Source organism: Cohnella sp. 56 (genome assembly GCF_037963805.1).
Lineage (GTDB): Bacteria > Bacillota > Bacilli > Paenibacillales > Paenibacillaceae > Cohnella.
Window position 1 is genome coordinate 446,910 of sequence record NZ_JAZDQE010000001.1, and the last position, 13,381, is coordinate 460,290.

A 13,381-nucleotide genomic window follows, 5' to 3' on the forward strand; every position below is an offset into this window, starting at 1 on the left:
CCCCATTATCCGATACGCCCAAATTGCGGAAGCACTACAGTCTCCGGCATGCCCAAGCCGCGGTCTCGCACGGCGCCGACTGCCCCGCTAGACGGAGACGGCCGGCTTTTCCGCGCATACCTGCGGATGCGGGGTGAATACCCGTTGCTTCCAGCCGTTCAGCTTGGCGACGGCCTCGACGTAGAAATAATCGCCGTAGATCAGCGAGCCGTCGATGCAGCCGTTGCCCGGCTTGTGGCCCGTCGCCGCGATCAGGATGCCTTCGTGCCCGGGCCGGTCCCACGTGCCGTAACGATCCGTGAGCGAAGCCAGGATGCGTCTCGCCGGCTCGAGGTACGTCCTCCGCTCGGCGGAAGGGACGCAGTCGGCGATATCCAGCAAGCCGGACGCGGCGATGGCGGAGGCGGAGGTGTCCCGCGGTTCGCCATCGAGGTCGTCCAGCCGGAAGTCCCAGTACGGCACGAGATCGTCAGGCAGCGATGCGACGAAAAAATGGGCGATCCGCTTGGCGGCGTTCAAGTATTTGACGTCGCCGGTCCAGCGATAGGCCGCGGCAAAGCCGTACAATCCCCACGCGGTGCCGCGGCTCCAGGCCGAATCCGGCGCGCTGCCTTGCCCGCCGAGCGATCCGAGATAGGCGCCGCTCTCGGGATCGAACGAGATGATATGGTTGACCGAGCCGTCCTCGCGGACGGAATAGCGAAGCGCCGTGTCCGCATGCCGGAGGGCAATATGCTTATATCTGGGATCTCCGGTCATCTCGGTCGCCCAGAAGAGCAGCGGGATGTTCATCATGCAATCGATGATCGCCCATCCGTATTTGTCGCCGTTCCAGGCCCGCAGGAAGTCTGCCGCCGGATTGAACCGGCCGGCCAGGAAGTCGGCCGCCTCGAGGCCGCGACGGCGTCCGTCCTCGTCCCCCGTGGCCGTATGCTTGATGACGGCCGTCGGCAGGAACTGAAAGCCGACGTCGTGGTTCAACTGATCCGTCGGCTTGACGAACCAGCTCTCGATCGTCTCGTCCCAATGCCAGGCGGCTTCACGGTAGCGGTCGTGGCCCGTCGCGCCGTGCATGACCCAGAGCAGTCCGCCCCAGAAGCCCGACGTCCACCAGTCCGTTCCCATATCGTCGTAGATGCCGTCCTTTCCCGCGAAGTGCGGGCATTTGTCGCCGAATTGCGCGATCATCCGGTCTACCTTCTCCTCCAGACGAGCCAGCAGCTCCGCTGTTTCCGATTTGTTCGTCATCCCTCTCAGCTCCCATTGACAATATTCTGATTTAATTGTCATTATATCGCTCCCCAAATCCGGATTGTTGCGTTACAATGGTCTAAAATATTGCAATGTTGTCCTATGTGGAGGTTGCGATGAACAAGTCATTCGATCATATCCGGTTTGGCGGGGAGCCGTTCGACCTCGCTTACCGCAAAAAATCGGAGGATAGCTTCAAAGGCTATTACCATTGGCATCAATGCTGCGAGCTGCTGTATGTGCACGGAGGGCAGGGGACGGTCATCGTCAACGGGCAGAGTTATGAGCTGACCGGCGGCATGCTGTTTTTTTTCCAGCCGTTCGAACTGCACTACATTCATGCGAGCGTGGGTCCCGGTCATCCCTACGAACGCACGATTGTGCACGGTGACCCGCATTATATGGAGCGACTGCTAGCGGCGTTTCCGCGGCGCCGGCAGCAGTTCGCCCGTTTGTGCACAAGCAGCCGCAAACAGCGCGCATACCGGGCGGACCTGCAACAGGGGGGGCTCGAATGGGCATATGGCGCCTATGCGCAGGCGGCGTTGCGGGGCAGAGAAGAGACGGAGGAGGAAGCGTCGCTGCTGCTTGCCCAGCTAATGACATTTATCGAATCCGCCGGCCAGGAAGATGAGGAGAATGAAGCCCCGCTGTCCCGCCGTCCGTGGTCCTACTCGGAGACGATCATGCAGTGGATCGAGGCACATTACCAGGAGGAGTTCGATCTCGAACGTCTGGCTGACGAGCTGCATCTGTCCAAATTTTACGTCTCACGCCTGTTTCGGCGGGAGACGGGCAGCAGCATCTCGGACTATTTGTCCGTCCGCAGAATCAAGCGCGCGTGCAGGCTGCTGCAGACGACAACGCTGCCGGTGGAACGGATCGGAGCCCAGGTCGGCTTGCCGAACGCACCCTACTTTATTCAGCTGTTCAAACGAATCGTCGGCATCACGCCGTTGAAATACCGCAACCACACGTGAAGCGAGGGCGAGCTGAACATGATCCACAAGCGACCGGGTATGATTTATTCGCTTCGCAACAAGGTGGCGTTGACGTTTTTCGTGTTGTTTATCGTCCCGTTCACCATCGTGATCATGCTGCTGTCCAACGAGGCGAACAAACTGATCGGCCAGTCCATTGAAACGACCGCGCTGCAATCGATGGACCAGTACGCGACGTACACACATACCGTGATGGGGCAGACGGAGAATGTGGGACAGCAGGCGATCAACAGCGAGCGGCTGCAACAATGGACGGCGGCGCAGCTCAGGAACGATCTCAACGAATACGAGCGGTTCAAGATTACGCAAAACCTGCTCAAGTCCTTTTACTCGCTGCTGCAATTCAATCCGACGGTCGATTCGATCCAGGTGTACGACAACGATGGGCATACGATCAGCCTGGAAGACGATGCGCCCGATGATTCTTATTTGACTTCCGACTGGTACAAGGCCGCGAAGGAATCGATCACGTGGCTGAACGCGCATAAAGTCCATTTGCACTCGGGAGACGGGCAAGGAAAAGAAGTTAACAGCATGACGCTGCCGATCGTAAACCTGGTCTCCCTGGAGAAGGTCGGCGTGCTGAAGGTCGATGTGAGGACGCAATTGCTGAAGGAGCCGCTTGAGAAAATTCAGCTCGGCCGGAGCGGCCTCGTCTTCTTGATCGACGGGGAGGGCAATTCGATTCTCGGACAGGATACGGCGAGCGTGAGCGGCTTGTCTAGGCCGGACTTGCAGGCGATCGCGCAGGATGCGCAAGAAGCGGGCCAGCTGCAGATGAAGAAAAGCAAAGATGACAGCATGATTTTCTATCGCAAGCTGGAGGGCGTCAACTGGATTCTAATCGGCTGGGTGCCGCGCAAAGATCTGTATGCGAAGGTAACACAGACGAAGCATTCGCTGCTGCTGCTGTCGGCTATGCTGCTGCTGCTCATTCTGCCGTGCGCCTACTGGCTGTCTGCGGGGATCGCCAGGCCCCTCTCCAAGCTGGCCAGAGCGATGAGGTATGCGGAGCAAGGCGAGTGGAAAACGGCCGAGGAAGTGACGCCGATGCGGCTTGCGGGCAATCATGAAGTGGGCTACGTCATCTCCGTATTCCACACGATGCTGATAAATCTTCAACGCTCGATCGACAAGCAATATGAATTGATCGTGCAACGGAAGGATACCGAATATAAGGCGCTGCTGCTGCAGATCAACCCACATTTTCTGTACAATACGCTGGGCGTCATCAGCGCGTTGTCTGCGCAGAAAAAAAACGACGAAGTGATGGACGTCACGGAATCGCTCGGCCAGATGCTGCGGTATTCGCTGAAGCTGGACAGCAACCTGGTCAGCCTATCCGAGGAATTGCTGTATATCCGGCGCTACATCGGCATTCTGGACGCCTATCATGGAGACGCTATCGATGTATCCGTTCGGGAGGAGCCGGGGTTGGAGCGCATTCAGATTGTCAAGTTCATCTTGCAGCCGCTCGTGGAAAATGCCGTGAAGTACAGTCTGAATACGGACAGAACGGCGGAAGTGGCGATCGACGCGAGGATGTGCGGGGAGCATGTGCAGCTCGCGGTCACCGACAACGGCATCGGCATGAAGCCGCAGCTGGTTGCCGCGTTGATGGCGGAGGAGCAGCCGAGTCACGGCATGCTGAAGAACGGCGGACGCGAGATCGGGCTGCGCAACGTGCTTGCCAGATGCCGACTATTCTACGGCGCGGCGTTTCGCTTCACCGTAACCTCCGAAGAAAATCGTGGCACGACGATTACCTTCTTCATACCCGACATCAAGAGGTGAACTTGAATCATGTATAACGTATTGATCGCCGACGATTCGACACAGCTGCGCAACGGGCTAAAATGCTTGATCGACTGGCCGGCAACGGGCTTCCGCGTGGGCGGGGAGGCGGCTAGCGGCAAGGAGGCGCTGGAATTGCTGAGCGGGAGAGACTATCACGTGCTGCTCACCGATATCCAGATGCCGGGTATGGACGGAATCGAGCTGATCCGGCAATGCGCGGCAGCGTTCCCGGAGCTGGAGATCGTCATTATATCCGGTTACGATGACTTCGCCTATGCGCGAACGGCGATCCAGTACGGGATCGCGGACTATTTGCTCAAGCCGGTCGTGCGCAGCGAGCTCATTCAGGTGTTGGACAAGCTGCGCGGCAAGCTGGAGGAGCGCAGCCAGGATAAGACGGAACGAAGCCTGATGAAATGGAAGCTGAACCAGAACGTGCTGATGCTGAGGGAGCAATTTGTGCTTCAACTGGTGAATGGGACCGTAAACGACGGCGCAGTCTTGGACCAACGCGCCTCGCAGCTGCAGCTGGACGGTATTCTTCACGAAGGAGGCCTCGTTCAATTTATCGGCGCGGAGATGCGAATTCCTCCCGGACGGCTGGAGGGGGGAGGACGTCAAGGCCAGGACAGAATGAGACTGGCTTTCCAGATGTTGTGCCGCGAGATTGCGCATGCGCACGGAGACCGGATGATCGTTTTTCACGACTATAACTTTGCGAATATGATGTTTTTTATCGTTCGGCTAGGCGGAGAACGCGATTCGTACGTTCTGGAGGCGGCGAAGGAGATCCAGGACAGCCTGGGCAGGTATTTGCGCATCGAAGCGAAGCTGGGCGTCGGACGCCCGTGTTCCCCGTTCGCCGGCCTCAAAACCGGTTATTTATCCTGCTTGTTTTCATGGAGTCGCAGTGGCGCGGCCGCCAACCTGCCGGTGGACGGGGCGGCCGACGAGGCATGGCCGAGCGGTGGCGAGTGGCTGCCCGAACTGGAGAAAAGGCTGACGCTGGCGCTGGAGAAAGAGGACGGCGAAGCGTTCGCGCTTCACTATCGCAGTTTATTTCCTCTGGACAAGCCGGTCAATCCGCTGGAGGACTTCATCCGGATCATGCGGGTCGTCATGCTGCTCGGCAGCGTCGGACGCAAGTATAATCATAACGCTGCGGACATTCAGGATTATACATGGGTCTGCTATTACTCAATCTGGAAATTCGAATCGCCCGAGGACATATTCAAGAACATCATGCGGTTGGCCGAATACGTGATCGGAACGATCAGGGAATCCAAGAAGTCCGGCACCGCGGTCATGGTCGACGCGATTCGCGATTATATCGACAACAATTACGCCTACGAACTCAGCCTGTCTCTGATCGCCGAGGATTTTCATCTGAATGAAACGTATTTGTCCAAAATTTTTAAAAAGCAAATCGGCAAAACGTTCAGCGAATATATTTTGGAAGTCCGCATGACGCAGGCGGTCAAATTGTTGCTGCAATCCGAACTGAGATTGGACGACATCGCCGGCCTGGTCGGATTTTCAAATGCGAGCTACTTCAGCAACGTCTTCAAAAAGCACTATGGCTGCAGTCCGACTGCCTACCGATCCAACGGAGGCTCGCCCGCCCCCGGATAAAATATTATATGTGAAAACGTCATATTATTGCATTCTAACCTGAGGTGATCGCAGTTAAAGTGGAATTGCAGCACATCACTTCAGCTTTTCGCAGAAAAGGAGCATAATATGAAAAAATCATGGGGGCTTGCCCTCTCGGTGGGAGCTGCGATCGCCTTGATCGCTACCGGGTGCGGCAAAGGTAATGGGGATTCTTCGGCATCCTCGCAGTCCGGCTTGTCTGGAGGCGCAACTTCGAAAGCGTTTACAATCACGGTGTCCTACTGGGAGGAAAGAAAAGCGTGGGCCGACGCCGTGGAGCAAAAGTTCAAGCAGAAATATCCGAACGCGGTCATCGATTGGAAGAAATACGAGGGCGATAAATACGTGAACGGTCTGCTGACCTCTCAACTGGCTGCGGGTCAAGCCGCGGACATTATTATCAACCAGAGTCCGGCCGCATACGGCAAAGCGGGATACGTGGCGGATATGACCGATTTGCCGTTCGCGGCGGATGAGTTCGAAGGGCTGAAAAGCCAGGATTCATACGAGGGCAAGCTGTATGGCGTTCCGTTGGAATCGGTGACGACGGGCGTGTTCTACAACAAGAAAATTTTTGCGGATCTCGGTATCAACACGCCGCAAAACTGGAATGAGTTCATTGCCGCGAACGATAAAATCAAAGCGGCCGGCATCACGCCGATTTTGATAGGGGCGAAAGATTCCTGGACGGCCAACATCGTCGGGGTCACGATTAATCATTCCGCCGTCTATACGGCCAACCCTGGCTTCGACAAGGCGATCCATGACGGCACGGCCAAATTCAACGGCCAGGAGCTGACCAAGGGCATGAAGATGGTCGAACAGCTGGCGGCGAACGGCTACTTCAACAAGGACGCGTTCAGCATCGGCTACGACCAGTTGAGACAGCAGTTTGCCGACGGCAAAGGCGCCATGGTCATCAACGGCAACTGGTTCCTCGGGGATCTGACGGCCAAGGTGCAGCCTTCGTTCGAGATCGGATACTTCCCGATTCGGGACGAGAACGGGAAGGCGACGCTGGTGGCCGGCGGGGACAAGAAGGTTAGTCTTAACGCCAAGTCCGAGCATCTGGAGCAGGCCAAGGATCTTGCTGTCATCATGTTCGACAAGTCGCTTCTGCCGCTGTATCTGAAAACGGCGAACGCACTGCCGACCGTCAGCGGCGTTTCCGTCGATTACGATCAGAAGTCGATGAAAGAAATTGTGGATCTGCTGTCGGCGTTGCCTTCCAGCCAACAGATCGGCGCTTTCTGGCCCGGCTCGACGAACACGAAGTTCGGGGATATGATCGCCCAGACGCTTGCGGACAAGAAATGGAATCCGAGCGATCTGGATCAATTGCAGAAGCTGTACGACACCGACAAAAGCACGCTTGTGAATATCCCGCAATGACGGATCATGAGGTGTGACGATTGCGCATTCAACATAAAGATTTTCTCGTATCCCTGGCATTTGTGCTTCCCGCACTTGTCCTGTTTATCCTCTTCGTTCACTTTCCTTTTTTTAGCTCATTGTACTATTCATTCACACAATGGGACGGCATAACGTCGCCGAATTTTATCGGGTTCGACAATTACAAACGCATTTTTACGGAAGAATCGTTGATTCAGGCCACGAAAAACACGGCATATTTTCTCGTGGCCACCTTGCTCATCGGCAATCCGCTGTTTATCGGCCTGGCATTGGCGCTCAATAGACCGCTCAGGACAAGAGGATTGCTGAGAACCGTGTATTACTTGCCCCAGATTATGAGCATCGTGGTCATGTCCATGATCTGGGGCGCGATTCTTCAATATGACGGAATCGTCAATGCCTTGCTGCACGGTCTCGGCTTGGACGGCTGGGTCAGAGACTGGTTCGGCAGCAGGCGGACGGCGATGAACGCCATGATCCTGTTCAATACGTGGCAGTCCGCCGGCTTCGGAGCGATCATCGTGCTGGCCGGATTGCAGGCCATCCCCAGAGATGCGTATGAAGCGGCGAGGATCGAAGGCGCAGCCGGGTGGAAAAGCTTCCGTTATATCACCCTCCCGCTGTTGGCGCCTTCGATTACGATCATCAACTTTCTGCTCCTCATCGGAGGGCTTAAGTATTTCGAAGCGCCGCTTATCCTGACGAACGGCGGGCCCGGCGGATCCACGATGACGATCTCGCTGCTCATTTACCGAATCGCCTTCAAGTATCAGACGCTGGGATACGCGACGGCGGCAGGTGTGTTGTTCTTTGTCGTCATCGCGATTTGCACGCTGGCGCTTCTGCATTTCTCGCGCAAGAAAGAGGTCGAGTATTGATGGTCAAGCAAGCCCGCAAGCGCCGGCGCAGCAATTGGGCCGATCTGTCGATCGAGATCGTGCTGGCGGCGTTCGGCGCGCTCATGCTCTTTCCGTTTCTGTATTTGATCGTGAACAGCTTTAAGGAAGAAAACCGCATTTTCGACATTTACAACATCCCGGATTTTACGCATATCGCAAACTTCCGGACGGCCATCGCGAGCGGCAACTATTTGCAATCGCTGTTCAACTCCGTTGTGATCACAGCGGGCGCATTGGCGCTGATCATATTGTTGTCTTCCATGGCCGGCTTCACGATCGGCAGGGCGGGCAAGGGCTTCTTCCAGGTGATTTTGTACATTCTTCTGACGGGAATGATTATCCCGCTGCAGGTGAGCATGGTGCCGCTCTACAAGATGGGCGTCACCCTGCATCTGATGAATACGCGAACGTTTCTCATACTGCTGTATGCGGCCGGGTCGATCCCGCTTGCGACTTTCCTGTACGTCGGGTTCACCAAAGCCATTTCCCGGGAATACGACGAGGCGGCCAAACTGGACGGGTGCAATCGGTTCGATCTGTATTGGCGCGTCGTCTTCCCGCTGCTGCTCCCGGCGACCGGCACGGTAATCGTCACCTCGGCGTTCGGCATCTGGAACGATTTCTCGAGTCCCTTGCTATTTCTGTACGACGAGCGCAAACAAACGGTCGTCAGCATGATCTATCATTTCAAAGGCGAGAAAACGATGGATTGGGCGCCCGTATTCGCTTTATGCACGCTCGCGACGCTGCCCATGATTGTGTTGTTTCTGTTCGTGCAGAAACGATTTTTCCAGCAGCTGGCTAGCGGAGGCTTGAAAGGATAACGAGATTGGAGGGGGTACGGATGCAGCCGGAACGTTTGATCTATACGTTTGTCAGTTATGCCGCATCCTTCGCAGATCGCGGAGTGGCGGTCGAAGGGGCGCGGCGGATTGCGGAGCTTGCCCATAGGCGCGAGATTCCGGTGACTTGGATTGTGGACAGCAACGCGATCGGCAAGCTGCAGACCGATATCGCGGTGTGGCACGAACAATTCGGCGACAGCGTCATTCTGGCCTGTCCCGCCGCGTCGGACGAGGCTGAACTAAGCGTGAAGATCGCGGCGGAGTGGGATATTCTCGCGCGTGCGTTTCCTTGGGTATCGGTCAAGATGCTCGCAACGGGCTTCATTACGAACGACCTTGTTCGGATTATCGAGGAGCAAGGCTTCGCAGGGCTGTGGGGATATTGCTGGCAGCAATCGTGGTGGGACGGCATATCGCATCGCGGTGTGCCGTGGGGGTTCTGGTATATCGACCCCGGCGGCTACAAGCTCCCGTCCGGGCGGCAGGTCGTAGCGGTCGAATGGACGGCCCGGGATTTGAACCTCGCGCTTCATACCGACGATGCCGTCTACTACTCCAGTGATCCCAACGACGTGCTGCGGGCCGGGTTGTGCACGGGAGACAATATCGAATACTGGAAAAAGCTGTTTGCAGATTATTTGCGCAATACCGACAGCAATGACGACGTCTTTTTCGTTCAGCAGCAGGAATCGCACGAGATGGAAGTTTCGGAGCGATTCTCCTTCTGCTCAGCCGAAGATGTGGAGACATCCGCCGACATGCTGGCGCTCTTCTTCGAGCATGTGACCGCGCATCCGGTGACCCGGATGAATTTGCCCGACGCGGTCGAACGTTATCGCAGCCGCTACGCTTCCACCGCTTCCTCCTATATGCTGGTCGACGATTGCGACATCCGACCCGAACTCAACGCATACACGATGCTGCGCGGCGGCATCGCGCAAGGTCCGTGGCCGCGCACGTTCCTGTATTACGACGCAGAATGTCAGATGGCATTTATCAAGGGGAAAAGCAGCCCGCACATGCTGAGAAATTATCTCGGCAAAACCGATATGAACGAGGAGTTCAAAGAATCCATTCCAGACGTCTTCGTTCGCCGCTTCGTCCGAAGCGAGCGGACGATCGAGATTGAATACACGATCGATCATGACCGGGCCGTTCCTTTTGGCCTGGCTTATTGGGATGAACTGTCCGGCTATGAGATCGTCCGGTGCGAGGGGGTTATCGAAGCGGTTATCGTGCAGGAGCAATTAGCATTCATGCGGTTCGATCTGAACGGGATGCCGAAGACCGTCACGCTAATCCTGCAAGCAAATCCAACAACAGATTGAACAAGGCCGGGGGTTACAGTCATGCGCTTCAGACAGGTACACTTGGACTTTCATAATTCGGAGCTGCTGCAGCAGATCGGCAGCCGTTTTTCCAAAACGCAGTTTCAGGAAATGCTGACGCTCGGCCATGTGGACTCGATCACGTTGTTCGCCAAATGCCATCATGGCTGGTCGTACCACCCGACGGCGGCGGGTGCGATGCACCCCGGCCTTGACTTCGATCTGCTGGGGGCCATGATCGAGGCCGCCCGCGAGATCGGCGTCAGGACGCCCGTCTACGTGTCGGCCGGGCTGGACGAACGCCTCGCGGAGTCCCATCCGGAATGGCTCGTCCGCGATGCCGCGGGACTCAGCCCGACCCGGCAGGACTACCTGCAGCCTTTTTACCGGCTGCTGTGCATGAACTCCCCGTATCTGGACGCGTTGATCCGCCAGATCGAGGAGGTCGTCGCGGCCTACGACGCCGACGGGCTGTTCCTGGACATCGTCGGGGAGAAAATGTGCTATTGCCATCATTGCATCGCCGCGCTTCGCAGGGAAGGGCAGGACCCGCGGGACGCGGACGCGGTGCGCGAACTGGGCAAGCGGGTGTATGCCGAGTACACGAGCCGGGTCAACGAAGCCGTCCGCCGCATCAAGCCGGAGCTTGGCGTGTTCCACAACGGCGGGCATATTCGCCGCGGCCGGCGTGACCTGATCCGGATGAACGCCCATCTGGAGCTGGAGTCGCTGCCTACCGGCGGCTACGGCTACGATCATTTCCCGCTGTCCGCGCGGTACGTGCAGAACCTCGGCATGGAGTTTCTGGGGATGACCGGGAAGTTCCATACGCACTGGGGAGAGTTCGGCGGCTACAAGCATCCCAACGCGCTGCGCTACGAGACGGCCCTCTCGCTGGCGAACGGCGCGCGGTGCTCCGTCGGCGACCAGCTTCATCCGGAGGGCTTGATGGACGAAGCGACCTATCGGCTGATCGGCAGCGCCTACGGCGAAGTGGCGCAGAAGGAAGCCTGGTGCGCGGGCGCGACGAACGTCGCCGACATCGCCGTGCTGTCGGTCGAAGCGGTATCGGACGCGGATACCGGATTCCTCGGCAACGGGTCCGACACCGGCGCCGTGCGGATGCTGCTGGAGGGCAAGTATCTGTTCGACGTCGTCGATACGGAGGCAGACTTCGGGCGCTACAAGGTGCTTATCCTGCCGGATGCTATTCTCCTCGGGCCGCGGCTCCGGGGCAAGCTCGAGCGATATCTGGCCGACGGCGGCCAAGTGCTGGCCTCGGGCAGATCGGGGCTGACGGAGGAAGGCGACCGGTTCGCGATCGACCTCGGCGTCCGCTGGACGGGAGAGAATCCGTACCGCCCCGCCTACATTCGTCCGGATTTCCCGCTATCCGATCTGGGGAGCGCGTCCTGCGTCTTCTATGCCCGCAGCCAGCTCGTCGAGTTGGACGGGGGGCGCCCGTTGGGACGACTGGAAAATCCGTATTACAACCGCGACTTGTTCGCCTACTGCTCGCATCAGCATTTTCCGAATTCGCCGGAGGACGCAGGTCCCGCGATCGTCGAATCGGGGAACGGCATCTACGTGAGCTGGCCGATTTTCGAGGAATACGCGACCGTCGGCAGCTATGTGTCCAAGGCGCTCGTCCGGCACGCGCTCGACCGGCTGCTCCCGCGCAAGACGCTGGAGACCGGCCTGCCCGCGCAGGGCGTCGTCACGGTCCAGAGGCAGGAGGCGTTCGACCGGAACGTCGTCCATCTGCTCTACGCTTCCCCGGTCAAGCGAGGTCAGGGCATCGAGATTATCGAAGACATCGTTCCTTTGTACAACGTAGCGGTCGCGGTCCGCTGCGGCAAGCCGCCGGCGGAAGTTTATCTGGCGCCCGAGCGGACGCCGCTGCCGTTCGACTGCCGGCAAGAAGACGGAGACGATGCGTTCTGCGTCGCCTTCAAGGTGCCCGAGCTGAACGGCCATCAGATGGTTGTGCTGCAGTTTTGAGTGATCCATGCGACGGGAACGCCGGCGAGCCGGCTTCCCGTTTTTTTATAACCGGCGCTTTGACCGGCGATTGAACCGACGACGGCAACCGTATGGCGCGCACGATGACGGCCTTCAAAAAATAGCGATTTTATAAGAAATCGCCATTTTGAACAGATCCGGAAAAGCGATAAATTATCGCCATTCTTTATAGAAATGCGTCATTGTCACGCCCCCGGAAGTCGATGTACGTTGGATTCGCGGCAATCGTAACCGCTTACAACGAAGGGGAGGAGGGATGCAGCCATGATCAGGCGTTACTACGCCTACCGTTACTTTTTTCTGATGCTGCTGCCGGTCGTAGCGTACTTCGCGGTGTTCCATTACGCGCCGATCTACGGCGTGCTGATGGCCTTTCAGGATTTCAGAGTGCTGAAGGGCATATCCGGCAGCGAGTTCGTGGGCCTGAAGCACTTTAGAGAGCTGTTCTCGGGCCTCTACTTTGTGCCGGTGCTCAAGAACACGCTCATCATCAACGCCTACAAGCTGCTGTTCGGCTTCCCGGCGCCGATCGTGCTGGCGCTGCTCATCAACGAAGTGATGAGGCCGGGCTTCAAGCGAATCGTGCAGACGATCAGCTACCTGCCGCACTTCCTGTCCTGGATCGTGCTGTCCGGCATCGTGATCGAAGCGCTGTCGCCGAGCAGGGGGCCGATCAATATCGTGCTGATGGAGCTGGGATTGAAGCCTGTCTTCTTCCTCGCCGATACGCACTGGTTCCGGACCGTACTCGTCAGTACCGCAGTATGGAAAAACGTCGGCTTCTCCGCCATCATCTACCTGGCCGCCATCGCGGGCATCAATGCCGATATGTACGAGGCGGCGGAGGTAGACGGCATCGGACGGCTGCAGAAGATGTACTACATCACGCTGCCGGCGATCGCGCCGGTCATCGTCATCATGGTCATCTTGACTTCGGGGTCGATCATCAACGACGACTTCGACCAGATCTTCAATCTGCTCAACGCGAACGTGAGCAGCGTGGGCGATGTCATCTCCACCTATACGTACTCAGAGGGGATCGCCAAGATGAACTACAGCTACGCGGCGGCGGTCGGATTGTTCAAAAATGTGGCGGCGCTCGTCGCGGTGCTGTCCGCGAACTTCATCGCCCGCAGATTCAGCGACAACACCATCCTTTAGAAAGGAGGGAT

Annotated in this window: 10 protein-coding genes; 9 read left to right on the forward strand and 1 reads right to left on the reverse strand. The window is 57.6% G+C overall.

Translation table 11 applies throughout. From position 1 onward, the window contains the following. Nucleotides 1-87 precede the first annotated feature (87 nt). Entirely contained in the window at nucleotides 88-1,248 is a 1,161-nt protein-coding gene (locus tag VQ071_RS01900; protein ID WP_340512142.1) for a glycoside hydrolase family 88 protein, read from the reverse strand. Between the two features lie 119 nt (nucleotides 1,249-1,367). On the opposite strand from VQ071_RS01900, the gene VQ071_RS01905 reads away from it, so the two are divergent. The 9 genes from VQ071_RS01905 to VQ071_RS01945 all read left to right on the forward strand — a co-directional run bounded on the left by VQ071_RS01905 (nucleotide 1,368) and on the right by VQ071_RS01945 (nucleotide 13,370). Beyond that, nucleotides 1,368-2,231 carry an AraC family transcriptional regulator gene (locus VQ071_RS01905; RefSeq protein WP_340512143.1) on the forward strand — a complete coding sequence of 288 codons (864 nt, stop codon included), beginning with the start codon at nucleotides 1,368-1,370 and terminating at the stop codon, nucleotides 2,229-2,231. A gap of 18 nt (nucleotides 2,232-2,249) precedes the next feature. Further along, the gene (locus VQ071_RS01910; protein WP_340512144.1) at nucleotides 2,250-4,046 is read left to right on the forward strand and encodes a cache domain-containing sensor histidine kinase; all 1,797 of its coding nucleotides are present in this window, start codon (nucleotides 2,250-2,252) and stop codon (nucleotides 4,044-4,046) included. 9 nt (nucleotides 4,047-4,055) lie between these two features. Then, complete coding sequence (locus tag VQ071_RS01915; protein WP_340512145.1) at nucleotides 4,056-5,681, forward strand: response regulator transcription factor; 1,626 nt, start codon at nucleotides 4,056-4,058, stop codon at nucleotides 5,679-5,681. Between the two features lie 108 nt (nucleotides 5,682-5,789). Further along, complete coding sequence (locus VQ071_RS01920) at nucleotides 5,790-7,094, forward strand: ABC transporter substrate-binding protein (protein ID WP_340512146.1); 1,305 nt, start codon at nucleotides 5,790-5,792, stop codon at nucleotides 7,092-7,094. A 209-nt stretch (nucleotides 7,095-7,303) separates the two neighbouring features. Further along, nucleotides 7,304-7,993 carry a carbohydrate ABC transporter permease gene (locus VQ071_RS01925; RefSeq protein ID WP_340512147.1) on the forward strand — a complete coding sequence of 230 codons (690 nt, stop codon included), beginning with the start codon at nucleotides 7,304-7,306 and terminating at the stop codon, nucleotides 7,991-7,993. Further along, nucleotides 7,993-8,838, forward strand: coding sequence for a carbohydrate ABC transporter permease (locus VQ071_RS01930; protein WP_340512148.1), 846 nt, complete (start codon nucleotides 7,993-7,995; stop codon nucleotides 8,836-8,838). The genes VQ071_RS01925 and VQ071_RS01930 overlap by 1 nt, the downstream gene beginning before the upstream one ends. 20 nt (nucleotides 8,839-8,858) lie before the next feature. Then, nucleotides 8,859-10,187: a hypothetical protein gene (locus VQ071_RS01935; protein ID WP_340512149.1), complete on the forward strand. Its 1,329-nt coding sequence runs from the start codon at nucleotides 8,859-8,861 to the stop codon at nucleotides 10,185-10,187. A gap of 21 nt (nucleotides 10,188-10,208) precedes the next feature. Next, nucleotides 10,209-12,188, forward strand: a complete 1,980-nt coding sequence (locus VQ071_RS01940; protein ID WP_340512150.1) for an alpha-amylase family protein — start codon at nucleotides 10,209-10,211, stop codon at nucleotides 12,186-12,188. Between the two features lie 285 nt (nucleotides 12,189-12,473). Beyond that, entirely contained in the window at nucleotides 12,474-13,370 is an 897-nt protein-coding gene (locus tag VQ071_RS01945) for an ABC transporter permease (RefSeq protein ID WP_340512151.1), read from the forward strand. Nucleotides 13,371-13,381: the final 11 nt, after the last annotated feature.